The organism is Rhizobium sp. BK289 (genome assembly GCF_014193575.1).
GTDB lineage: Bacteria > Pseudomonadota > Alphaproteobacteria > Rhizobiales > Rhizobiaceae > Rhizobium > Rhizobium tropici_C.
Genome location: NZ_JACHZO010000024.1, coordinates 25,873 through 50,260, shown reverse-complemented (window position 1 = coordinate 50,260; position 24,388 = coordinate 25,873). Strand labels below are relative to the sequence as shown.

General features: G+C 60.0%; 23 protein-coding genes. 16 read left to right on the top strand and 7 right to left on the bottom strand.

Translation table 11 applies throughout. The features are described 5' to 3' along the window. Positions 1-171: 171 nt before the first annotated feature. The 3 genes from FHT84_RS29795 to FHT84_RS29785 all read right to left on the bottom strand — a co-directional run bounded on the left by FHT84_RS29795 (position 172) and on the right by FHT84_RS29785 (position 2,702). Positions 172-447 carry a DUF6522 family protein gene (locus FHT84_RS29795; RefSeq protein WP_112345133.1) on the bottom strand — a complete coding sequence of 92 codons (276 nt, stop codon included), beginning with the start codon at positions 445-447 and terminating at the stop codon, positions 172-174. Between the two features lie 175 nt (positions 448-622). Continuing rightward, positions 623-1,744: an HPP family protein gene (locus FHT84_RS29790; protein WP_113250291.1), complete on the bottom strand. Its 1,122-nt coding sequence runs from the start codon at positions 1,742-1,744 to the stop codon at positions 623-625. Positions 1,745-1,796: 52 nt separating this feature from the next. Next, positions 1,797-2,702, bottom strand: coding sequence for a LysR family transcriptional regulator (locus tag FHT84_RS29785; protein WP_112345135.1), 906 nt, complete (start codon positions 2,700-2,702; stop codon positions 1,797-1,799). 72 nt (positions 2,703-2,774) lie between these two features. Here FHT84_RS29785 and FHT84_RS29780 point away from each other — a divergent pair, with 72 nt between their 5' ends. Both FHT84_RS29780 and FHT84_RS29775 read left to right on the top strand, forming a co-directional pair. Continuing rightward, positions 2,775-3,497, top strand: a complete 723-nt coding sequence (locus FHT84_RS29780) for a 5-formyltetrahydrofolate cyclo-ligase (RefSeq protein WP_348647388.1) — start codon at positions 2,775-2,777, stop codon at positions 3,495-3,497. A 183-nt stretch (positions 3,498-3,680) separates the two neighbouring features. Then, positions 3,681-3,995 carry a hypothetical protein gene (locus tag FHT84_RS29775; RefSeq protein WP_145644276.1) on the top strand — a complete coding sequence of 105 codons (315 nt, stop codon included), beginning with the start codon at positions 3,681-3,683 and terminating at the stop codon, positions 3,993-3,995. Positions 3,996-4,114: 119 nt separating this feature from the next. Here the strand turns inward: FHT84_RS29775 and FHT84_RS29770 are convergent, their stop codons facing one another. From FHT84_RS29770 to FHT84_RS29755, 4 genes are all read right to left on the bottom strand, one after another. Further along, complete coding sequence (locus FHT84_RS29770; protein WP_112345138.1) at positions 4,115-5,035, bottom strand: dihydrodipicolinate synthase family protein; 921 nt, start codon at positions 5,033-5,035, stop codon at positions 4,115-4,117. Between the two features lie 81 nt (positions 5,036-5,116). Next, on the bottom strand, positions 5,117-5,830 hold the full coding sequence (locus FHT84_RS29765) for a FadR/GntR family transcriptional regulator (RefSeq protein WP_112345229.1): 714 nt from the start codon (positions 5,828-5,830) through the stop codon (positions 5,117-5,119). 270 nt (positions 5,831-6,100) lie between these two features. Next, complete coding sequence (locus tag FHT84_RS29760; RefSeq protein WP_112345139.1) at positions 6,101-7,411, bottom strand: MFS transporter; 1,311 nt, start codon at positions 7,409-7,411, stop codon at positions 6,101-6,103. Between the two features lie 166 nt (positions 7,412-7,577). Continuing rightward, on the bottom strand, positions 7,578-7,784 hold the full coding sequence (locus FHT84_RS29755) for a KTSC domain-containing protein (RefSeq protein ID WP_112345140.1): 207 nt from the start codon (positions 7,782-7,784) through the stop codon (positions 7,578-7,580). 351 nt (positions 7,785-8,135) lie between these two features. On the opposite strand from FHT84_RS29755, the gene FHT84_RS29750 reads away from it, so the two are divergent. The 14 genes from FHT84_RS29750 to FHT84_RS29685 all read left to right on the top strand — a co-directional run bounded on the left by FHT84_RS29750 (position 8,136) and on the right by FHT84_RS29685 (position 24,344). Then, a complete protein-coding gene (locus tag FHT84_RS29750) occupies positions 8,136-9,122 on the top strand; it encodes a BMP family protein (RefSeq protein WP_112345141.1) in 987 nt (328 codons plus the stop codon). Between the two features lie 14 nt (positions 9,123-9,136). Then, on the top strand, positions 9,137-10,561 hold the full coding sequence (locus FHT84_RS29745) for an amidase (RefSeq protein WP_112345142.1): 1,425 nt from the start codon (positions 9,137-9,139) through the stop codon (positions 10,559-10,561). After that, positions 10,558-12,084: an ABC transporter ATP-binding protein gene (locus tag FHT84_RS29740; protein WP_112345143.1), complete on the top strand. Its 1,527-nt coding sequence runs from the start codon at positions 10,558-10,560 to the stop codon at positions 12,082-12,084. Before FHT84_RS29745 ends, FHT84_RS29740 begins: the two co-directional genes overlap by 4 nt. Next, complete coding sequence (locus tag FHT84_RS29735; protein WP_112345144.1) at positions 12,074-13,123, top strand: ABC transporter permease; 1,050 nt, start codon at positions 12,074-12,076, stop codon at positions 13,121-13,123. The genes FHT84_RS29740 and FHT84_RS29735 overlap by 11 nt, the downstream gene beginning before the upstream one ends. After that, positions 13,120-14,061, top strand: a complete 942-nt coding sequence (locus tag FHT84_RS29730) for an ABC transporter permease (protein WP_112345145.1) — start codon at positions 13,120-13,122, stop codon at positions 14,059-14,061. Before FHT84_RS29735 ends, FHT84_RS29730 begins: the two co-directional genes overlap by 4 nt. A gap of 15 nt (positions 14,062-14,076) precedes the next feature. Continuing rightward, the gene (locus tag FHT84_RS29725) at positions 14,077-15,369 is read left to right on the top strand and encodes an amidohydrolase family protein (protein ID WP_112345146.1); all 1,293 of its coding nucleotides are present in this window, start codon (positions 14,077-14,079) and stop codon (positions 15,367-15,369) included. 181 nt (positions 15,370-15,550) lie between these two features. After that, complete coding sequence (locus tag FHT84_RS29720; RefSeq protein WP_112345147.1) at positions 15,551-16,435, top strand: dihydrodipicolinate synthase family protein; 885 nt, start codon at positions 15,551-15,553, stop codon at positions 16,433-16,435. Between the two features lie 21 nt (positions 16,436-16,456). Further along, a complete protein-coding gene (locus FHT84_RS29715; protein WP_112345148.1) occupies positions 16,457-17,116 on the top strand; it encodes a GntR family transcriptional regulator in 660 nt (219 codons plus the stop codon). Between the two features lie 59 nt (positions 17,117-17,175). Beyond that, complete coding sequence (locus FHT84_RS29710; RefSeq protein ID WP_112345149.1) at positions 17,176-18,507, top strand: sugar ABC transporter substrate-binding protein; 1,332 nt, start codon at positions 17,176-17,178, stop codon at positions 18,505-18,507. Then, entirely contained in the window at positions 18,507-19,442 is a 936-nt protein-coding gene (locus FHT84_RS29705; RefSeq protein WP_112345230.1) for a sugar ABC transporter permease, read from the top strand. The genes FHT84_RS29710 and FHT84_RS29705 overlap by 1 nt, the downstream gene beginning before the upstream one ends. 1 nt (position 19,443) lies before the next feature. Next, complete coding sequence (locus FHT84_RS29700) at positions 19,444-20,265, top strand: carbohydrate ABC transporter permease (RefSeq protein WP_112345150.1); 822 nt, start codon at positions 19,444-19,446, stop codon at positions 20,263-20,265. Between the two features lie 36 nt (positions 20,266-20,301). Continuing rightward, on the top strand, positions 20,302-21,360 hold the full coding sequence (gene ugpC, locus FHT84_RS29695; protein WP_112345151.1) for a sn-glycerol-3-phosphate ABC transporter ATP-binding protein UgpC: 1,059 nt from the start codon (positions 20,302-20,304) through the stop codon (positions 21,358-21,360). Beyond that, positions 21,357-22,310 (top strand): sugar kinase, encoded by a 954-nt coding sequence (locus FHT84_RS29690; protein WP_112345152.1) that lies wholly within the window; start codon positions 21,357-21,359, stop codon positions 22,308-22,310. Before ugpC ends, FHT84_RS29690 begins: the two co-directional genes overlap by 4 nt. Before the next feature lie 312 nt (positions 22,311-22,622). Beyond that, entirely contained in the window at positions 22,623-24,344 is a 1,722-nt protein-coding gene (locus FHT84_RS29685; RefSeq protein WP_112345231.1) for an ABC transporter ATP-binding protein, read from the top strand. Positions 24,345-24,388: the final 44 nt, after the last annotated feature.

The window sequence follows — 24,388 nt, the reverse complement described above, 5'->3', positions numbered from 1 at the left end:
CCGCGCTCTCAAACCACCATCCACCACAACGATGTCCTCACTGCCGTATCAGGTTCCTAATGACCCCAAATTCAATTCTGCCAAAGTAGTGCTAAAGCAGCGCAACATTCGTCCGTGACGGAGCGATCCTGTGGGAAGGCCCGTAGGATTTCGATCCAGGCTGCGGTTGCGTCAAGGGGCCGGCGGTCGCGCACCCATATGCAGAAATGTCATCTCCTCGTGCCGAACCCTGTTATCGTCGTCCAGAACAGCCCGCCATATCCGGTTGCCAAGTCGCAGGGACAGGCGCCTGGTGCCTTGATGATCCGCCGTGCCCACCTCGACGCAAGAGGAGATCGCACCGCGCTGCATGTAGCGGCGGAACTCGCTGAGCGATAGCCCGAAACGTTCGGCGATCTCGAAGGAATCGACGATGAAGTCTCCATTTTGTGCGCGCTCGACGAACATATTCCTGCCCATTCTTCGGATCCGCAATCATCTTCAATAATGGAGAATGATTTATAATTGTCATTCTTTAAATGGAAATTTAGCACGCATCGAAGGCGTCCACCTCCGATAGACGCGTCCGAAGGTTACGCGAAAACGCTTCAAAAGCTGCTCGCCCAAAACTTTCTCGTCTACTTCATGCGACCACTTGCGCTGGAGTGCCCCTGGTCGGCAGAAGCCGGGCCATGGCACTCAAAAGATCCGTCTGCGATATCAGGCCAAGGACGCGCCAGTCGGCATCGACGACGATGACCGCATGCGTGCGACCATCCGTCAGAACGGGCAACAGCGACAAGGCGGGATCCGCGGCATCTGCCACGGCCGGTTTCGATGCGGAACCTATGATAGTATCCGAACTTTCCGAAAGTTCGCGAAGGCCGACCGTGCCGATCAGGCGGCCTTCCCGGTCCTTCACCGGCAAGGTGCGGATGTTGTGCTTCAGGAGAAGATGCCGTGCATGATCCGGCTCGGCATCCTCGCTGATGGCGATGACATCGCGCGACATGATATCGGCGCAGCTTATGTCGCCATGCGATCGTACCGCCGCCTGCAATTCGACCTGCCGCAGGAGGCGGCCGAGGTCTGCCCGATCGATGTCGAAGGTCTCGTCGAGCTCGTCCAGGGCTGCATCGACGTCCTCCTCGCGAAAGCCCACCCGCAAGGGCGGCGGCAGATCGCGTGTCTGATGGATGTTTTCGGCCGGCTTTGCGACCACATGCGGATAATTCCGCCCGGAGAGTTTGTGAAACACCAGCCCGAGGCCGACGAGTATGCAGGAATTCAGGGCGACCGGCACGAAAGGAAACAGGAAGCCCCAGCCGGCAACCACCGGCCCGCCGAGAACGGCGGTCAAGGCAGCCGCGCCGCCCGGCGGATGCAGGCATCGCGTAAACGACATCGCCCCGATCGCAAGCGAGACACCGACCCCGATCGCGATGATCGGATCACGGATGAAATAGGCTGCAATGATACCCATCATGGCGGAAATGGTGTTGCCGCCGATGATCGACCAGGGCTGGGCAAGCGGGCTTGCCGGAACCGCAAAAAGCAGCACCGCGGACGCCCCCATCGGGGCGACGATAAGCGGAAGATGCGGCCCCTGCCCGAAAAGATAACCGCTGATGACGCCGGTAAGACCGATACCGATCAAAGCGCCGAGGCAGGCAATCAATCGCTCGCGTAAGGTTGCTCCGGCAAGGATCGGCGAAAACAAGCGGAACCGGTTGGATCCGGCCTTTTGAGACTCTTGATGCTGCATGATGAAACCAGTTTTCCGGAAGCGTATTTCGTGGCTGGGCGACAGAATTTGATTAGTTCGGCACCAGTCGAGAGCCCTTGCCCCTGGTGGCGCTAAGGACCTCATGAAACGCATTGAAGGCGCTCGGGCGATCATTTTTGCGGAAAATAAGCATCGTGTCGACCGCGGCCAGTTGATGTGTCGCTGATGTCATCGGCCAGTGCATGAGATCAAGGACCGATTTCGGTATGACACCGGCAGCATTGCCGGTCGCCACACTTGCCAGGATGGCATGATAGGAGCCGAGTTCCGTCGTCGGCAAGGTGCTCGATTTGCGCGCCCAGCTCTCGGCAATCCGCCGATAGGTGCATCCGGGTTCCAGGGCCGCAATCGATCCGACCCGCAGGTCGGCGGCCGACCGGATTGAGGAATGCCCGGACGGCAACAGCAGCAACAGATCCTCGACAAAGACCGGTGCGGCCTCGAGTTGTCTGAGCTCGGCCCCAAAACCCGCATCGTCATCCAGCATGGGTTTTGGCGGCAAGGCGATCAGCGCGCAGTCCAGAACGTCATTCAGAACATCCCGGGCAAGGTCACGCGAGGCGCCAAGGGTCAGTTGGAGCGATACATTCGGCCACATGCGATTGAATTGGCTGAGCGCCGCGGGCAGCCGGCTTGCAGCCGTGCTTTCCATCGTTCCGACCCGCAATGTGCCCGATGGAAGCACGGGCCTGACCGCTTGGCGCGCTTCAAGCGCCAGTGCGGCAAGTCGATTGGCATAGATCTGGAACGTCTCGCCTTCTTTCGTCAGCGTCATCTTCTTGCCGTCGCGGCTGAAGAGCAGGACGCCCAGATCCTCCTCCAGCTGCTGGATGCGTGTCGTCACGTTCGATGGCACGCGACCGACAGCCTTCGCAGCCTTTGTCACGCTGCGATCACTGGCGACGGCCAGGAATATCTCGATCGATGAGAGGTCCAATGAAAAGATCTCGATTCAGGAATTAAGCTGCCCTATCATTCCCTATATAAAAATCATTCTCATAGCTCAAGCATGTTTCGATATCGAGTGGGACGGAGCGTTAAGGAGCGGATGGTAAAATCAGATCGACATCAACCGGACGAAGAATCTCGTGAATACGCATCTCCCGCCTGTATGCTGCACGACGTCGACCCGGCTTATAGCGGCATCCCATCAAGCGAGAACCGAATCCTGGATATCTCTGCGTGGCGAAAAGCGGAGCGGCAAAGGCTGATCGACGATCGGAAAGCCCTGCCGGTGGCAGAGCGCGAGGAATATACGCGTTCGATTGCAGCCCATCTCGATCAGGTCATTCCCGACATCGCCGATAAACATATCAGCCTGTTTTGGCCGTTTCTCGGAGAGCCGGACCTCCGGGGATGGATGGCGGCCGCAACAGCTCGTGGCGCCGTGTGTCTGCTGCCTGTTGTCGTCGCCAAGGCGAAACCCTTGATATTCCGCTCGTGGAGAATGGGGGAGCGACTTGAACGCGGAGTATGGAACATTCCGGTTCCGGCCGGCGGCAGGCAAGCCGTTCCGGATATCGTCATTGCACCTCTGGTCGGTTTCGATCCACATTGCTTCCGTCTTGGCTATGGAGGCGGATTTTTTGACAGAACCCTTGCCGCCCTCGATCGCAAGCCGCTGACCATCGGGGTCGGCTTCGAATCGCAGAGGATCGAAACCATCCATCCGCTTCATCACGATATTCCGATGGATGTCATCATCACGCAAAACGGAGCGCGCTGTCGGTGATCCCTGATCATATGGGATTTTGAGCCCGTCAGTCCTGCCGGAGTGCTGAACGGAACGGCAGATCGCCGCCCAAACGGGCAACCATTCATGCCGGCATGACGTTTGGGCCGGACGGATCGCCGCCTGCAGTCGTTGGCACATGAATTGCGTCTCTTTCATCGCCCACTGCAAGAGACGATATTCATGCTGCCCATTCTTCTACCGCTGCTTTTGAGCATTTCCCTCGGTTTGAGCTGGAACAGGTTCCTGCTCACATTTACGAGCGGCGGCGAAGGTCTGCAAAACCAGATGCCGGTCACGATGGTCGCAGCCGCGGTGAGCCTCTCCGCCCTTGCACTGTCTATCGCCGACAAAGGGCTTCTGCTGGGAGGCGCTATCATCCTGCTCGGCCTGACGCTTGCGGCCATCAGCAAGAGCCTCTCCCATCCGGTCGCCATTGTGGCGCTGTCCGCCATCAGCCTTGCAGCCTACCTACAGTTTACGGTGCACGCGCCCTAACCGCGGCCGCCGGCGTGAGACGTTGACGGAATGCGTCTCGAGGCAGCATCACTCATCAAATCAGCATGAGTGTATGTCGCGCGCATTCCCGCCGCCAGCGGTTGTGCCGATGCCGCGAGTCAGCTGGTAGAAAGCTCGCCTGCTTCCCGCCAGGTACGAAGCAGGGCAAACAGTTCCTCGCGATCCTTCTGATCGAGGCTTGGCAACCCCGGAACACGAACGGGGCCGACATTCAGGCCGGAGAAAGTGACCGCTTCCTTGACGACCGTGACATTGGCGCCGCTGCGAAACTTCGTGCGCATACGCTCGAAAGGCTCGAGCGTGCTGACGATCGCACGGGCAGCAGCAAAGTCCCCCTTTGCCAAGGCATCGAGAACGGCAAGCGAAAGCTTTGGTGCGACATTGACGAGGCCGGAGGTGAAGCCGCGTGCACCGGCGGCTGCAAATGACGGAGCCCAGCTTTCGGCCAGGCCACAGACGAACAGCGCGCCATTCGGATCGGAGGCGGCGATCGCCCGCGAAAGCAGCATCAGATCCGTCGTCGCGAACTTGATGCCGGCAATATTGCCGTGGCCGGCCAAGCGAACCATGTCGTCGACGCTGAAACCTTCGGCACGGACATAGGCGACGAGCGGCAGGGGCGATGCTTCCGCAAGATCGCGGAAATAGTCGATCTGAGAAGCGGGTGCGGCAAACGGATCCACCGGCTGATGCGACATGACGGCGGAAGCGCCGATCGAGGCGGCATCCCTGGCCATCTGGATCGCCTCGCGCAGGGAACGGCCGATTGCCGCCGTCACCGGTGCCTTGCCATCGACGCCCTTTATCGCAGCTTCGTGGACGCGGCGGATTTCTTCAGGCGTCAGCGCATAGAACTCACCGGTATTGCCTGCCGCGACGATGTTGTAGATGCCGGCCGCTGCCACGCGCTGGTAGACCTGAGCGGTCATGCGCGGTTCCACTTCGCCATTTGCATCATAGGCCGTGACCGGAACGCCAGATACGCCAGTCAGCGCCCGCCGCATGGTTTCGATGCTCATATTCCTACCCTTCGTCATCCATCGAGGCGCAAGCGGGAAGCTTCAAAAAGTAGATCGCCTCGCCTTATCTCATTCAATATTCTAGACGCCTTTGAACATGCGGGCGCGTGCATTCAAGATGTGTCGTTTCATGGCGTCATGCGCTTCGGCATCCTGCCGCGCAAAGATCGCCTGAACGATCACCGCATGCTCATCCTGCACACTGCGGATCTGCTCCGGAGTCCGCTTGAGACTGAGGCTGCGTGTCACCGAATGACCGATGGCGAAGTGCGGCCTGAACAATTCGCGGGCGGTGACATGGAACTGGTTGCCGGTGGCGATCGCAATCGCATCGTGCAATTCCTGATCCTCTTCCGCGCCGAGCCGGCCCTCGCGAAGACACTGTTCGATCTTTTGAAGCGCTGCGGTGATCCGTTCCTTGTCATCAGCCTGCCAGTTGCGTGCCGCTAGCTCGGCGGCTTCCGCCTCGAGCCCCGCTCGAAATTCGAAAAAGCGCTGGACGTCGGCGAGCGATCCTACGGGCACCATTTTCAGGACTGAGGAATCCGGCCTTTGGCGCACATAGGAACCGGACCCTTTGCGCGACACGATCAAGCCATCGGCACGCAGCCGCTCCAGCGCATCACGCACGACAGGCCGCGACGCACCGAACATCTCCGCGAGCCTGGCTTCCGCCGGCAATCTTTCGTTCACCGCAAACTGTCCGTCGGCGATCATCGCGACAATCCTCTCATAGATGATGTCGCCGAAGCGCGTCGCGCCTGCACCGGAATCGTTGGCGACGGAGAGTTTCATCATCATCCTTTGTGAAGGCCGACTAGCGATAAGGCATAGCGCATTTCCCGTGCGTCAGAGCTACTAAATCTGTAAAAATCTGTCAACTCCTGTAATTATCTGGGAGCGTAATATGGTCTTGCCGCTGCGCCAGAGGGATGCGATGGCGACGGGTGGCAGCCCGTCGTATCGGCATTTCCATGATGATGGTGCCAGCAGCCGCGCGAGAAATCAGGACGGCCGTCAGGCCGCCCTCTCATTTGAAGGATGCTCTTGCTTGAATAATCGCAATCACTTCATGCCGGCCGCATTTGGAGCACCAAGACCGTCCCGCCGCGGCGTGCGTGGCACCATGCGCCCGATGATGAAAACAAGCAGCGCGGCAGCCAGCAGGCAAGCGGCAAGGAAGAACATCGGCGCTATCGTGCTTCCGGTGGAATCCTTGATCCACGGGACGACGTTCTGGGCGATGAAGCCGCCAAGATTGCCAACGGAATTGATCGCGGCAAGGCCGGCTGCGGCGCCAGCGCCCTGAAGGAAGCGCGACGGCAGGCTCCAGAAGACCGGCTGGCCGGCGAAGATGCCGGCGGCCGCAATGCAGAGGAAAGCAAATTGCAGCGTATGATCGGGAATGACGGCGGATAAGACCAGGCTTATGGCACCGATCAAGGCAGGGATGACGATGTAGGGCGTTTTCGATTCGGCCTTGTCCGCCGCTGCCGGCACGGCGTAAAGGGCGATCGCGACCAGAAGCCAGGGAATGATGTTGAGAAAACCGTTCGTTGTGTTGCTCACACCGAAATTCTTGACAATGGTCGGCAGCCAATAGCTGAGCCCATAGGCGGCCAGCGGAAAGCCGATATAGCAAAGCGCCATCAACAGCACGCGCGGATTGACAAGCGCCTTGAAGCCGTCGGCGGCATTTTGCTCCATGGCCGAATTTTCGACCGCGAGCCGATCTTCAAGCCAGGTCTTTTCCGCGTCGTCGAGAAAGGTCGCCTTGGCAGGCAGATCCGGCAGATAGAACAGGGTGACGAAACCGGCAATGATCGCGGGAATGCCAGTCACCAGGAAGACCCATTGCCAGCCGGCAATACCATAAAGTCCATTGAGATCCAGCAGCACGCCGCCGAGCGGCGCGCCGATCGCATTGGCAAAGGCGCTGAAGATCATGAAGAGCCCGACCATGGTGCCGCGATAGGCCGAAGGATACCAAAGGGTCAGCAGATAGAGTACGCCGGGGAAGAAGCCCGCCTCGCAGGCGCCGAGCAGGAAGCGGAGAATATAGAACATGGTGGCATTCTGCGTATAGGCGAGCGCGACCGTCACCGCGCCCCAGGATATCAGAATGCGCGCGAACCATCTGCTCGCTCCGAACCTGTCGAGAAGCAGGTTGCTCGGTACTTCGAAGATGAAATAACCGATAAAGAACAGCGAGGCGCCGAGACCATAAGCATATTCGCTCATGCCGAGATCGCCGACCATCTGCAGCTTTGCATAACTGACATTCTGGCGATCGATATAGGCAATCAGATAAAGGATCCCGAGGAAGGGCATGAGCCTCCAGGTGATCTTGGATATAAGTTGCTTTTCATCAATCACGCCGCGTCCTCCCTGGGAGATGGTTCTGATCGATGTAGATAGCGCAACTCTTCGTTTATCAATGCATTGATGGATAAGCCTGGCCATCGCCTATGGAGCTTGTGGCCGGAGAGCAACAAGTCAGCCGGCGTCTTCAAGGCAAGACAGCCGGCTCTGAACTCTCGTCTCAAGCCACGCGTTCGAACTGGGTGCGGATATGCTCGATATAGTGCTGGCCCGGTGAAGGTGCCTTCACCATGGCAATTGCGGCCTTCTGCGGAACGCCGGTAAACTGACGCTCCTCGCCGTTCTTAAAGCGGATGTAAAGCCGCCCATCATCGGGGCGGAAGAAAACGGATTTAATGATTTTTGACGAAACTGGAAGCTCTTGCATGGATCACCCTACCCTTTGGTTCCGTTATCGCACGAAATCCAAAACATTGAGTGAAGTGAGCTAGTTAATGAAGAATACAGTTGTATCAGCAGATTTTATCGATTGCCACGCCGGATCGGCTCTTTTGGTCAGGAATCCTCAGCGTAGAGCCAATTTGTATGGCGCCAAGCAACAACCGGCGATGGCCTGCAGGACGATCGAATAACGGCCGCACGGACTGTCTATCAATATATGTGACGAGCAAGCATGGGGGCGCTTTCGCATATTATTTGAGCATGCCTGTTGCTTGACACTTTTTTAGCCCCCTTCTATGGTTTTTACCAAATGATCAAAAAGCAGGGGAACTGAAAAATGACCAATGAAATCATACTGTCACGCCGTGCCGTCATAGCCTCCGGCATTGCCCTTGGCGTCAGCGCGCTGGCGCCGGCCGCACGCGCTGCCGCACCCCTCAAGGTGGCGGGCATCCATGCCTCGCCGGTCGAAAACGCCTGGAACTCCTGTCTTCACAAGGCGCTCCAGGACGCGGCCAAGGAAGGCGTTATCGAATACGTCTTTTCCGAGGGCGTTTCCGGCACGGACTATCCGCGCGCCATGCGCGAATATGCCGAACAGGGCAACAAGCTGATCATCGGCGAAGCCTATGCCGTGGAGAAGGAAGCGCGTCAGGTCGCCGCCGATTATCCGGATACCGCCTTCGTTCTCGGCTCCAGCGGCGAAGCAGCCGGCAGCAATTTCGGTGTCTTCGGCACCTGGAACTATGACGGCGCCTATCTCGCCGGCATGCTGGCGGGTAAGATGACCAAGTCGAACGTCGTCGGCTCCGTTGGAGCAATCCCGATCCCAGAGGTCAATATGCTGATCAATGCCTTTGCCGCGGGCGTCAAAGCGGTCAATCCGGATTGCAAGCATCTCGTCTCCTTCATCGGAACCTTCTTCGATCCTCCAAAGGCACGCGAAGCCGGTCTCGCGCAGATCGATGCCGGCGCCGACATTCTCTTCGGTGAGCGGATCGGCACGGCCGATGCCGCCAAGGAGCGCCACATCAAGTCGGTGGGATCGCTGATCGATTATACACCGCGCTATCCCGAAACCGTCTTTGCCAATGCCATGTGGTACTTCCGCCCCATTCTCAATGCGGCGATCGCCGATGTCGCCGCCGGCAAGCCGGTTGGCCGCAACTACACGGCCTACGGCCTGATGAAGGAAGGCGGCAGCGACATCGTCTATGTGAAAGGCGTCGCACCGGCAGAGGCCGAAGCTGCAATGGAGAAGGTTCGTGCCGACATCAAGGCCGGCACCTTCGAAGTGCCGAAGGTAGCGGATCAACCGAAGTAATCCTTCGGTCGATCATGACCAGCCCATCATTCGCCGATGCCACGGAGCTTACTGGCGCGATCAAGTCCGGCAAGCTTACCTGTGTGGATGCCATGCAGGCAGCGCTTGCCGCCTGCGCCAAGCAGGATGAGCTTGGCGCCATTACCTATCTAAATCCAGAGGCGGGACTTGCCGCAGCGCAAGTCTTGGATCAGGAGGCATCGGAATATCCAGAGCGCTTTGCGCTGCGGCCATTCGCAGGCGTGCCGACGGTTGCCAAGGATCTCGGCGGCCCCTTCCCGGGGCTACCGGTGACCGCTGGCTCGCGCCTGTTCGCCCGCACGGGTGAAGGAGCAGATAGCGATTTGGCTGGCCGCTTTCGCGACGGTGGCCTTTGCGCCTTCGGCTTGAGCACCAGCCCGGAATTCGGCTTCTCACTCGCATCCGAACCGGCAATCGGCCCGATCTGCCGAAATCCCCTGGACCAAGACAGAACCGCCGGCGGCTCTTCGGGCGGTGCGGCGGCCGCAGTCGCCGCCGGTATCGTTGCGATCGCGCATGCGACGGATGCGGGCGGCTCGATCCGCGTGCCGGCCGCTTGCTGCGGCCTTGTCGGACTGAAGCTGACACGCGGCGCCGTGCCCGCCGGCCCCTCCTTCGGCAATCATCTCGGCGGCATCGCGAGCGAATTGGCCGTCACCCGCTCGGTACGCGATACCGCACGGATATTCGATGTCGTGCGAGGTCGAACGCGAGGACCGTTCGCGGATATCGCTCAACTCCCGGCCAAGACCGGTAAGCTTCGCGTCGGACTCCTTGCAGACACCGGCCAGCGTTACGCAATCGAACCAGATCGGGCCCAAGCGGTGGAAGCAGCGGCCAGTTTCCTCGAAAGCCAGGGAAACGAACTGGTATCCATCCGTTGGGGTGAGGTGGAAAGTGCCGTTCAAGCCAGCGCCCGTGCCTTTGGCGATATCATTTCCGTCAATATCGCCAGCCTGATTGACGATCTCGAACTGGACACGCGCCTTGCAGAGACGATGACGCAAGCCTTCATCATGCGCGGACACGCCATGCCGGCAACCGCCCTTTGGAACTCCCTCAATGGCGCCGTCAGGGCAAGCCGTATTCTGTGGGATGTCTTCGACAGGGTCGATGTCGTCGTCATGCCGATGCTCGCCTCTGCACCACCGCCCATCGGGTCCTTTCCGACGGATCATTCGGACACGGAATTGCACCTCGAACGCATGACGTCCTTTGCCCCTCTTGCCGCGCTCGCCAATATTTCCGGTTTTCCGGCCATCACACTTCCCTTCGGCGAAGATGGAGAGGGATTGCCGCTGCCGGTCCAGCTGATGGCACCCATGGGTGAGGATAAGCTGTTGCTGCAGCTTGCATCCGTGCTCGAGGCCGAGCAACGTTGGCAGCATCGCTTCCCGATTGCAGGCTTTCCGGCATGACCATTCCTGTCCTTTCCATTGAAGGTGTCAGCAAACGCTTCGGCAGCACGATTGCCAATGACGATATCTCGCTGTCCTTGGCAAAGGGCGAAATCGTTGCCCTGCTCGGAGAAAACGGCGCTGGCAAGACGACGCTGATGAGTATCCTCTTCGGGCACTATGTGCCCGATAGCGGCCGCATCCTGATCGGCAATATGGAACTGCCGCAGGGCAAGCCGCGCGCAGCGATCCGGGCCGGCGTCGGCATGGTGCATCAGCATTTCTCGTTGGCGCCGAACCTGACGGTACTCGAGAATATTATGACGGGTACCGAAGGGCTTTGGTCACTCAAGTCTCAAACGGGTGCGGCCCGCAACAAGCTCCTGGCGATCTCCGAGCGTTTCGGCCTGAAGGTCGACCCCGATGCGCGCCTTGGTGATCTCTCCGTCGGTGAGCAGCAGCGGGTGGAGATCCTCAAGGCACTCTACAATGATGCGCGCATCCTGATCCTCGACGAGCCGACCGCCGTTCTGACCCAGATCGAGGCGGAAAAGCTCTTTTCGACGTTGAAGCAGATGGCAGCACAAGGCCTGTCTTTGATCTTCATCTCGCACAAGCTCGATGAAGTCATGGCCACGGCCGATCGTATTGTCGTCCTGCGCGGCGGCAAGGTCGCGGCCGAAAGACAGGCATCTCAGACCAGCAAGGCCGAGCTTGCCGAGTTGATGGTCGGACATCGTGTCACGCGCCCAACTCGCGAAACGTCGAAGCCGGGCGACATCGTGCTCGAAGCTCGCGATATCACCGTCAAGAACGGTGGCGTCGAACGGCTGAAAAAGATCAGCTTCCATGTCCGGGCAGGCGAGGTTCTGGGGATCATCGGCGTATCGGGCAACGGCCAGGCGACCTTGGGGCAAATCCTGTCCGGCATGTCGAACCGCTCATCCGGCGAACTTCTTCTGTTCGGCAAGCCCGTCGGCGATCTCGACGTTGCCGCGGTCATCGATGCCGGCATCGGACGCATCCCGGAAGACCGAAACCGTGATGGTGCGATCGGCGAAATGGCGATCTGGGAAAATGCCGTGCTCGAGCGCCTGTCTTCCTATTCGAAGCATGGCCTCGTCGATAAAAAGGCCGGCATGGCCTTTGCGCAGGAGATCATCGAGGCATTCGACGTGCGCGGCGGCGGTGCTGCGACACGCACCCGGCTATTATCGGGCGGCAACATGCAGAAGCTGATCCTCGGCCGCAATCTCCATGAGCGACCACGCATCCTGATCGCCGCGCAGCCAGCGCGCGGATTGGACGAAGGCGCCGTCGCCGCCGTTCACGGGCGTATTCTGGAAGCGCGCCGGCAAGGCACCGCCGTCCTGTTGATTTCGGAGGATCTGGATGAAGTGATTGCCCTGGCCGATCGCATCCAGGCCATCGTCGGCGGCCGGCTTTCGGCCCCGATCGATGCCGGCGAGGCCGATGCGCGCCTGCTGGGACTGATGATGGCCGGAGAATGGAAAGACAAGAGCGGGACAGAACATGCGATTTGAACGGCGCGAACACCGCCCACTCTACATGATGGCCCTGGCTCCCCTGCTTGCAATCATCGCAGCACTCGCGCTCGCCGGCATCCTGATCGCGATTGCCGGCGCACCTGTCCTGGAAGCCTATCGCCGGATTCTGCTTGGAGCCTTCGGCTCCAGGCTTTCGGCAACGGAGACGCTGACTCGCGCGACGCCATTGATCCTGACGGGATTGGCCGCCGCAGTCGCCTTTCGCGCCCGCCTGTGGAATATCGGCGCCGAGGGGCAATTCTATTTCGGTGCCATTGCCGTTGCGGGCTTCGGGTCGAAAATGCTCGCCGGCCTGCCCGGCCCGATCCTCATTCCGCTATTGATGGTGATCGGCGCTATTGCCGGCATGGTCCTGATCCTCGTGCCGCTGTGGCTGCGGCTGCGCTTTTCCGTCGACGAAGTCGTCACCAGCCTCATCCTGAATTTCATCGCCGTTCTCTTCGTCTCCATGCTGATCGACGGCGTGCTGAAGGACCCCACGGCATTCGGCTGGCCGCAATCCCAGGCACTTGGGGATCACGCCATGCTGCCCAAGCTGATTGCGCGATCGCGCCTTCATATCGGTTTTGCAATTGCGATCGTCATTGCGGCGCTCGTCTATTTCGTTCAGTCGCGCACCGTTTTCGGCATGCAGTCGCGGGCGGCAGGTCTCAACCCGTCAGGCGCTGTCTTTGCCGGCGTTCGCCTTGGCTCGACGCTCGTCAAGGTCGCCTGTCTTTCGGGTGGGCTTGCCGGCCTTGCCGGCGCGATCGAAGTGATGGGTGTCAAAGGTTACGTCACGACCGATCTGTCCCCCGGGTTCGGCTATGCCGGCATCGTCGTCGCCATGCTTGCAAACCTCAACCCGCTCGGCGTCGTCCTTGCGGCGATCTTCACCGCCACGATGTTCGTCGGCGCCGATGGCATGAGCCGCAGCCTCGGCATTCCCACGTATATTGCCGACGTCACGGTCGCCCTGTCGCTACTGACCATGCTGATCGCCTTGTTCTTCACGCAATACAGGATCCGCCGATGAACACGCTGGTCGACATCATTGCATCGGCCGGGCTTTGGGCCGCCGTGCTGCGGATTGCGACACCCTTGATCTTCGGCACGCTCGGCGCGCTTCTTTGTGAACGCGCCGGCGTTCTCAATCTCGGCATCGAGGGCATCATGACCTTTGGCGCGATGATCGGCTGGCTCTCCGTCTATCATGGCGCGGATTTATGGACCGGTCTTCTGATTGCGGCAATCGCTGGCGGTATTTTCGGGCTTCTGCATTCGGCCCTGACAGTGACGCTTGGCCTGTCGCAGCATGTCTCCGGCCTCGGCGTGACGCTTTTTGCATCCAGCTTCAGTTACTACGTCTTCCGGCTGATCGTTCCGGTTGCCGGAACACCGCCGACCATCACGCCGTTCCAGCCGATCGCGATCCCCGGGCTTTCCACCCTGCCCTTCATCGGCCCGGCTCTCTTCACGCAGACCGCCCCGACCTATCTCGCGATCCTGGCGGCACTGGTCATGGCCTATCTCATCTTCCGCACGCCGGTCGGACTTGCGATCCGCATGACGGGTGAAAATCCGCATGCGGCCGAGGCGCAGGGCCTTAACCCGACGAGGATCCGCTATGGCGCCATCATCGCCGGCAGTGCTCTGATGGGCATGGGCGGCGCCTTCCTGACGCTTTCCGCCTTCAACAGTTTCTTTCCGACGATGGTGCAGGGCCGCGGCTGGATATGCATCGCGCTCGTCGTCTTTTCGTCCTGGCGGCCGGGTCGAGCGCTGTTCGGCGCCCTGCTCTTTGCCTTCTTCGACGCTTTCCAATTGCGCCTGCAAACAGCGGTGCAGGGTGTGCCCTATCAGCTCTTTCTGATGACGCCATACATTCTGTCCATTGTTGCCCTTGCCGTCATGAGCAGGCGCGCCCGCGTGCCGCAGGCGCTGATGCAACCCTATCGCCGTGGCGAAAGATAATCCGAGGAGCCGTTCATGTTCGATCTGATCATTCGCAATGCCAATCTGCCCGATGGTCGCAAGCGCATCGACATCGCGGTCAAGGATGGCAAGATCGCAGCAATCGAAGCCTCGATCGCCGCGGAGGCGAAGGAAGAGATCGATGCGACCGACCGGCTGGTGAGCCCGCCCTTCGTCGACCCGCATTTCCATATGGACGCGACGCTTTCGCTTGGCCTGCCACGCATGAATATATCAGGCACGCTTCTGGAGGGCATCGCACTTTGGGGGGAATTGCGCCCGATCGTGACGAAGGAGGAGCTTGTCGAGCGCGCGCTACGCTATTGCGATCTCGCCGTCACACAAGGACTGCTGTTCATCCGTAGCCATGTCGACACTTCCGATCCTAAGCTGGTGACGGCCGAGGCGCTTCTGGAGGTGAAGGACAGGGTCAAGCCCTATATCGACTTGCAGCTTGTCGCCTTCCCGCAGGATGGCTATTATCGCGCCAAAGACGGCGTGGCTTCCCTCTCACGCGCACTCGACATGGGCGTCGATATCGTCGGCGGCATTCCGCATTTCGAGCGCACGATGGATGAGGGCAGAGCCTCCGTCGAGGCGCTCTGCAGGATCGCCGCCGATCGCGGCCTTCCCGTCGACATGCATTGCGACGAAACCGACGATCCGATGTCGCGCCACATCGAAACGTTGGCGGCAGAAACCATTCGTTTCGGGCTGCAGGGCCGCGTTGCCGGCTCGCACCTGACCTCGATGCATTCGATGGACAATTACTACGTCTCCAAGCTCATCCCCCTCATGGCGGAAGCAAGGATCAACGTCATTCCCAACCCGCTGATCAACATCATGCTGCAGGGCCGGCACGACACTTATCCCAAGCGACGCGGCATGACGCGCGTGCGCGAACTGATGGATGCCGGGCTCAACGTCTCCTTCGGCCATGATTGCGTGATGGACCCCTGGTATTCGATGGGCTCGGGCGACATGCTTGAGGTCGGCCATATGGCCATCCATGTCGCACAGATGGCCGGCATCGAAGACAAGAAGAAGATCTTCGATGCGCTCACCGTCAACTCCGCCAAGGCGCTCGGCCTTGAAGGCTATGGCCTGGAAAAGGGCTGCAATGCCGATTTCGTCGTGTTGCAGGCCATCGACACGCTGGAGGCGCTGCGCCTGAAGCCCAATCGCCTCGCCGTCATCAAGCGCGGCAAGGTCATCGCCCGCTCCGCGCCGCGCATCGGTGAACTCTTCCTCGATGGCCGGCCTTCACGGATAGATGGCGGGCTCGATTACGTTCCTGTGCGGAAATAGCGCTGGCTGTTGACAGTCGGAACCATTGCGAACCAACACGCGCCGCATCGGACGTGGTCGCAGCGGCCGATTATGCTCCCTGTACGATCATGGCGTCCTTATGCATGACTAAATGAATCGACGCTTTACAACTAACATGTCAGTGTGCTACGCAGTGATCCTACAAGATCGGGAGGATCGGATGAAAGAAAGTTTCGGCCTGTCGGCCGCCCTGGCAACGCCCTTTGATGCGGATGGTGAGATCGCGATCCCGGGCGTGATTGAGCAGGCGAAGCATTGTCTGGCCAATGGCTGCAAAAGCGTCACGCTCTTCGGCACGACAGGCGAAGGGGCCTCCATCGGCATGCAGGAGCGCAAGCAGGTTCTGGCCGCCATGATCGCCGCCGGCATCGCACCTGAGCAGATCGTCATGGGCGTGCTCGTCGATGCTGCCGAGGATGCGGCAGCTCAAGCTGGGCAGGCACTGGCGCAGGGCGTCCGCAATATTCTTCTTGCCCCGCCCTCCTACTTCAAGAACGTCAGCGACGATGGCCTCTTTAAATGGTTTTCGGCCGTTTTCACCATGCTCGGCACGCATGCCCGCGACGTGATCGTCTATAATATTCCCTCGGTGACGATGGTACCGCTCTCCATTTCCCTCGTGGGTCGCCTGCGCACGGCGTTTCCGGATGTCGTTGTCGGCGTCAAGGATTCCTCTGGCGACTGGCCCTATACCGAGGAACTGCTGAAGACGCATGGCGATCTCATCATTCTGATCGGCGATGAACGGCATCTGGCGCGCGGTGTGCGCCTCGGCGGACAGGGAGCCATTTCCGGCATGGCGAACCTCCTCCCCCGCGAGGTCCAGGCCATGGCGGAAAAGGGCATCGACGACGCCAATGTCGAGCGTTTCGTCGAAGAGCTGCTGAACTATCCAGTCATCCCCTCGATCAAGGCCATTCTCACCCGGTTGACCGAGGACGACAGCTGGCTTGCCGTGCGCCCGCCGCTCGTGGCATTGAACAGCCGAGATTCCGATACGCTCTTTACTGCCTTCGGTGCGCTGTTTCGCGCCGAGGCAGCCTAACCGAACAGTCCGGAGCTGCCGATGGACGGACCAGGCGAACAGACGACGTTGAGAGAGAAAGCCTATGAGAGCTTCACGCGCCATCTCTTGGCGCGCGACGTTCGGCCTGGGCAATTCATCTCGCAGCGGCGGCTGGTCGAGCTGACGGGACTGACGCTCGGTGCCATCCGCGAACTGATCCCGCGCCTGGAAGCCGAAGGATTGATCAAGACGGTGCCGCAGCGCGGACTACAGATCGCTCATATCGATCTGGACCTAATCCGCGAGGCCTTCCAGCTCCGTCTTTTTCTGGAAAAGGAAGCCGTCGCGCTGTTCACCTATTCGGCGTCGGATGAGACGATTGCTAAGCTTTTGAAGGACCATCGCGATATCGCGGATGCGATCCGGGCCGGCGACAGCTCGCAGGAACTCGAGCTTCACGCGCAATCGGTGGACTGGGGCATGCATGATGCCTTCATCGATGCGCTCGGCAATACGATCATCTCGAACGCCTATCGGGTCAATTCGATCAAGATGCGGCTGATCAGCCAGGACAGGTTTCGCATCAACGGCCATGTCGGACCGGTCATGGAAGAGCATCTGAAGGTGCTTGAGGCCATTCAGCGACGATCGGCCGAAGAGGCGGTTGCCGCTCTCGTATCGCACATCGGCGGAGCACGGGATCGCGCATTGAAGATGTAAAAAACCTTGGATAACGGGCCGCGAATGAGGAGATTTTCGGCCAAAGGAGGAGGAACGCAATGTCATCGTCATTTTTCAACCCGACACGTCGCGGCTTCATGGCCGGCACCGCCGCACTCGGCGCGGCAAGCCTTCTCGGTGTCCGCACCGCTTCGGCAGCCGTCGACTGGAAGCGCTTTTCCGGCACGACGCTCGAAGTCAATCTGGTCAAGAGCCCGCGCAGCGAGACGATCCTCAAATATCTAAGCGAGTTCGAGGCGCTGACGGGCATCAAGGTCAATGCCGAGGCGACTCCGGAACAGCAGCAGCGCCAGAAGACCACGATCGAGCTCAGCTCCGGCAAGCCGAGCTTCGACGTCGTGCATCTGAGCTACCACGTCCAGAAGCGCCAGTTCGAAAAGGGTGGCTGGCTTGCCGATATCAGCGGCTTCATGAAGGATCCGTCGCTCACCGATCCGTCGCTGACGGAAAGCGATTTCGCCGAGGCCGGCCTGAAATTCGCCAAGGATTCCTCTGGTGTTATGCGCTCCTTGCCCTTCTCGGTCGATTACTGGATCGTCTACTGGAACAAGACCCTGTTCGAGAAGAAGGGCCTCGCCTATCCGCAGACCTTCGAGGACATGGTCAAGGCCGCCGAGGCGCTGACCGACAAATCGACCAACACTTACGGCTTTGTCGCGCGCGGCCTGAAGAACGCCAATACACCGGTCTGGACGGCCTTCATGCTCGGCGAGGGTACAACACCGCTTTCAGCCGACGGCAAGCTGCAGACGGAATCGCAAGGGGCCTTGGATGCTGCAAAGCTCTACCAGCGCCTGATGACGAAATCGGCACCTCCCGGCGTTTCCGGCTTCAACTGGGCGGAAGCGCAATCGGCTTTCCTGCAGGGCAAGATCGGCATGTGGCTCGACGGCGTCGGCTTCGCGCCGCCGATCGAAAATCCTGAAAAGTCCCGCGTCGTCGGCCAGGTCGGCTATGGCATCATGCCGAAGGGGCCGAATGGGCAGGCTGCGGCAACCTTCGGCGACGGTATCGGCGTTACCGCCGCCAGCCAGAAGAAGGAGGCCGCTTACCTCTTCTGCCAATGGGCAATCTCGCACGACATGGGCGCGCGCCTCCTGCAGGCCGGCGCCGGCGTTCCGTTCCGTCAGTCCGTTCTGGAGGATCAGAAGGTCCGCGAAGGCGTGAAAATGCCAGGCGCCTGGCTGGATGCCGTCGCCGGCTCCGCCAAGGTCTCGCAGCTGGCGCTACCTGTCATCATCCCGGTTACCGAGTTTCGCGATATCTACGGCGTCGCGCTGACGAACATGATCGGCGGCGCCGATCCGGCGGCCGAACTGAAGACGGCAACTGCCCAGTTCGAGCCGGTGCTGGCGCGAAGCGAGGGATGATGGCTTCCGTGAGCATTGAAGATACCGCCGCGAAGGCAACCAAAGGAAGGAGCAAGCCGCAAAGGCTTGCTCCCAACTACTGGCCCTTCGTCATTCCCGCGCTGATCGTGATTGCCGCCGTCATCGTCTTTCCCTGGGTCTTCACCCTATGGATGAGCGTGAACAAATGGACGCTCGGCCAATCGCAGAGTTTCGTCGGCTTGGACAATTATATCCGGCTGGCGACCGATGCGCGCTTCTGGGAATCGCTTTGGCACACGGTGCTCTACACCGTGCTTTCCGTCGTCGGTCCCTTGTTCTTCGGGACGTTGGCCGCACTGATCTTCGATGCGAATTTTCCGTTGCGGGGCTTCCTGCGCGGCATCTTCGTGATGCCGATGATGGCAACGCCCGTTGCCGTCGCCCTCGTCTGGACGATGATGTTCCATCCGCAGCTCGGCGTGCTGAACTATCTTCTGTCGATGGTGGGTATCGGACCGCAGGAGTGGATCTACAATCAGTATAGCGTCATACCCTCGCTCGTCCTCGTCGAAGTCTGGCAGTGGACGCCGCTCGTCATGCTGATCGTGCTCGGCGGTCTCGCCTCCATGCCGCGCGAACCCTATGAGAGCGCCGAAATCGACGGTGCCAATGCCTGGCAGAAGTTCCGCTACCTGACGCTGCCGATGATCGCGCCCTTCCTGATGATCGCCGTCATCATCCGCAGCATCGACGCGATCAAGAGCTTCGATATCATCTATGCGATGACGCAGGGCGGCCCGGGAACGGCGTCCGAAACGATCAATATCTATCTCTACAACACCGCGTTTTCCTACTACGACATTGGCTATGGCTCGGCCATGGCAGTGGTGTTCTTCATCGTCATCGTCGCGCTCTCCTTCATCCTCCTGATGATCCGCCAGCGCACGCGGTGGACGGACGCGGAGGGCAACTGACATGAAGCGCTCGACACTCAATCGTATCGGCCTGTTCTTCGTGGCCCTGGTCGTCGTTTCACCAGTCGTCCTGTTCTTCCTCTGGATGATCTCGCTATCGTTGAAATACGAGATCGACAATGGCGCTTATCCGCCGATCCTCATTCCGGATCGCATTGCCTGGACGAACTACGTCAATGTCTTCCAGGAAAACAACTTCTTCCTCTATCTGTGGAACTCCGTTCTGGTGACGGGTGCGGCCACCCTGCTCGCCCTCGTCATCGGCGTGCCGGCGGGCTATGGCATCGCCCGGCTGAAGGCGGAAAAGTCGGCGATCGTCATCATGATCGCCCGCATGACGCCGGGCCTTTCCTTCCTCATTCCGCTGTTCCTGCTGTTCCAATGGCTCAATCTCTTGGGAACGCTCTGGCCGCAGATCATCATCCATCTCGTCGTCACCGTTCCGATCGTCGTCTGGATCATGATCGGTTATTTCGAGACGACGCCGATGGAGCTCGAAGAGGCCGCAAGCATCGATGGCGCGACGCCCTGGCAGGTTTTCCGGCTGGTCGCACTACCGATCGCACGCCCCGGCATCGTCGTCGCCTTCATTCTCTCGGTCATCTTTTCATGGAACAACTTCGTCTTCGGCATCGTGCTTGCAAGCCGCGAGACCCGCACGCTGCCCGTCGCCGTCTACAACATGCTCTCCTTCGAGCAGGTGAGCTGGGGGCCGCTTGCGGCCGCGGCCCTGATCGTCACGCTGCCGGTCCTGGTGCTGACGATGTTCGCGCAACGCCAGATCATCGCAGGACTGACCGCCGGCGCCGTCAAGGGCGGCTGACGATGGCACCCCTTTCTTTCTGACAGGAACACATTCATGGCACCCGTCAACATACAGAATATCCAGAAGCGCTATGGCCAGGTGAAGGTCATTCTCGACATCAGCGTCGACATCGCCGATGGCGAGTTCGTCGTCCTTGTCGGTCCCTCCGGCTGCGGCAAGTCCACGCTGCTGCGGATGATCGCAGGCCTCGAGGAAGTCAGCGATGGCGAAATCCACATCGGCCGCCGCGAAGTCAGCCATCTTCCGGCACGCGACCGCGACATTGCCATGGTGTTCCAGAATTACGCGCTCTATCCGCATATGACGGTCGCCGAAAACATGGGCTTCGCGCTGAAGCTGAAGAAGGCAAACCCGGCGGAAGTCGCCGCCAAGGTGCAGAAGGCTGCCGCCATCCTCGGCCTGGAGAACCTGCTGGAGCGCCTGCCGCGCCAGCTTTCCGGCGGCCAGCGCCAACGCGTTGCCATGGGGCGTGCGCTGGTGCGCGATCCGCAGGTCTTCCTGTTCGACGAGCCGCTCTCCAATCTCGACGCAAAGCTGCGTGTGCAGATGCGCGGCGAGATCAAATCCATGCATCAGCGCATCGGCACGACGACGATCTATGTGACGCATGATCAGGTCGAGGCGATGACCATGGCCGACAAGATCGTCGTGCTTCACGGCGGCATCATCGAACAGGTCGGCGCACCGCTCGATCTCTACGACCGCCCGGCAAACCTGTTCGTCGCCGGCTTTATCGGTTCGCCCTCGATGAACTTCATCGACGGCAGGATCGAAGAAGGCGTCTTCCGCAGCGACAAGGGCCTCATCCTGCCGCTGCCGGAGGGTTTCTCCACTGCCGAGCATGGCGGGCGCGCGCTCGTCTACGGCATTCGGCCCGAGCATATCCGCGCGGCAACCGGTGGCTTATCGGCCCGAGTCGGCATCGTCGAGGGCACGGGTTCGGAGATCTATGCCAAGCTCGACTGCGGCGGCGAAGACATCTCCTGCCTGTTCCGCGAGCGGCTGAACATCCGCTTCGGCGACAAGATCGAAATCGGGATCGACCCGGCCAGCATCCATCTGTTCGACAAGGCGAGCGGAAAGCGGCTTTGAGCGCCCCATCGATCTTCGATCCGCCGCCCGGCCAACCCAGGCATGTCCTGTGCGTCGGCGCTGCCGTTCTCGATACGCTTTTTCGCGTCCGTACCCTTCCGGGAGGTCAGGGGAAGGTATTGCCTTACGAGATGCTGCAGATCGCCGAAGGCATGGCGTCGAGCGCTGCCTATGCCGTCGTGCGGCTCGGCGGCAGGGCGAGCCTGTGGGGCGCTGTCGGCCTGGACGAGACCGGCGATCGGATCGTTCGCGATCTCAAAGGCGACGGCATCGATATGGATGGCATGCTGCGCGTGGGCGGCGCCCGTTCTGCCGTCTCGACGATCCTGGTGGACGATAACGGCGAAAGGCTGATCGTTCCTTTCTACGATCCGAAACTGCACCATACCATCAAGAAATTCATGCCAGCCGATATCGCCGCCTTCGATGCCGTGCTTGTCGATGTTCGCTGGCCGGCGCTGGCTCTTCGGGTTTTGGAGGCGGCGCGCGCCATGGGCAAGCCGGCCATTCTTGACGGCGACGTCGCGCCCGACGGCATCATCGAGCAGCTGGCGCCGGAGGCAACACACATCATCTTTTCCGAACCGGCCGCCGAACGCCTGACAGGAAGCAACGATGTTTCCGTGATGACTCAGCGGCTGAAACAACGGTTCGATCATGCCTTCATCTGCGTGACGGCGGGTGCCGCCGGCAGTCACTGGTTCGACGATGGCGCCGGCAAGGTCCAGCACTGTCCGACCATATCCATCAAGGCTGTCGATACGCTTGCCGCCGGCGATATCTTCCACGGCGCCTTCGCTCTTGCCGTTGCAGAGGGAATGGCGGCGGAAGAAGCTATCCGCTTCTCCTCGGTCGCTGCGGCGATCAAATGCGAGTTCTTCGGAGGTCGTGCCGGTGCGCCGAAACGTATCGATGTGATCAGGCGTTCTGAACGGCTTCAAGGATTCTGACGGTATTGAAGCTGCCATCGGAACTCGTCGCGAATTTATATCTCACCATTGGCATCACCTGACAGCCATAATCCGTCCATTGCGGGCATTGTTTCCCTTCGCGCGGCAAGCCAAATGCCACGACCGTCCCCCGCCGTTTATAGGGGTGACACGCCTGCATGCGTCGACTATAAAAATCGCGCGACTCAAGCAGGAGGATCGCCAGATGAGAAATTTCGGCACCAATTGACGCTGAACGGCGATGCCGAATTCGGGCTGCCGCTCAGTCCGTTCTTGTCTCCCCTATCCTCTTCAGTGCCCATGGAGGCATTCATGCTTCGTCGCTTCTTTTCCTATTATGCCCGCTACAAGCAGCTGTTCTTCCTGGATTTCGGCTGCGCCGTGCTTGCCGGCCTGCTGGAACTCGGCTTTCCGCTGGCGGTCAAGCTTTTCGTCGATGAACTGCTTCCGAGCCGCGACTGGGGTCTGATCTTTGCGACAGCGGCGCTGCTGCTTGTCGTCTATGCGACGAGCACCGGCCTGTCGGCGATTGTCAATTATTGGGGCCATGCGCTCGGCATCTCGATCGAGTCCGATATGCGCCGCCAGGCATTCGATCATATCCAGAAGCTTTCCTTCCGCTATTTCGACAATAACCGGACGGGTCATCTGATCACGCACGTCACCAAGGATCTCGAGGAGGTGGGCGAGATTGCCCACCACGGTCCCGAGGACCTGTTCATCGCGATCATGACCTTCATCGGCGCCTTCCTGCTGATGTTCAGCGTCCATTGGAAGCTCGCGCTGCTGACAACGACCATCGTGCCCTTTATGACCTGGCTGGTCAGCCGTTACGGCTCGAAGATGACGGTGAATTCGCGCAGCCTGTTCGGCAAAGTCGGCAACTTCAATAGCCGCATGCAGGAGACGGTCGGCGGCATCCGGGTCGTCAAGGCGTTTGCCAATGAGCGATATGAAAGCCAGCTCTTTGCCCGCGACAATGAGGATTACAAGGCAACCAAACTCGACGGCTACGCCTATATGACGGCAAGCATCGCGCTCAGCTATTTCAGCACGCGCCTGGTTCAGCTCGTCGTCATGATGGCGGGAACCTGGTTCGTCATCTCAGGAGAGCTGAGCTACGGCGGCTTCGTCAGCTTCCTGCTGCTCATCAACGTCTTCTTCCGCCCGATCGACAAGATTACCTCGGTCATCGAGACCTATCCCAAGGGCATAGCGGGCTTCAAACGTTTCCTGTCGCTGATCGATACGGAACCCGATCTTGCCGACAGGCCGGATGCGATTGTGGTCGATCATCTGAGAGGCAATATCGCTTACAAGAATGTCGGCTTCGGCTATTCCGATCAGGCTGTGATCTTCAAGGATCTCTCCCTGACGATTGCCGCTGGCGAGACCGTGGCCTTTGTCGGCGCCTCCGGCACCGGCAAGACGACGATCTGCTCGCTGCTGCCACGCTTCTACGATGTCACGGCCGGCAGCATCGCGATCGACGGCATCGATATTCGCGACATGACCCAGGCTTCGCTGCGCAGCCAGATCGGCATCGTACAGCAGGACGTCTTCCTGTTCGGCTCGACCATTCGCGAGAACATCGCGTATGGAAAGCTCGGCGCCACCGACGAAGACATCATGAAGGCGTTGCAACGCGCTTCGCTTGACGAATTCGTCGGCTCCCTGCCCGCCGGGCTCGATACGCCGACGGGCGAGCGCGGTGTCAAGCTTTCCGGAGGGCAAAAGCAGCGCCTTGCGATTGCCCGCATCTTCCTGAAAGATCCGCCGATCCTTATTCTCGATGAGGCTACCTCGGCGCTCGATACCGCGACCGAATATGCGATCCAGCAGGCGCTGCTGGAACTTGCGAAGGGACGCACGACGCTGGTCGTCGCCCATCGGTTGTCGACGATCCGAAATGCGGACCGCATCATCGTCATGGGCGATAACGGCATTGTCGAAGAGGGATCACATGACGAACTACTTGCCCGCCATGGCGCCTATGCGCGGCTGCACAATGCGCAGTTCGGCCTTTACGCCTGATCCATCCTTATGGACGCCTGAAAAAGAGAGCCGAGACTGATGGC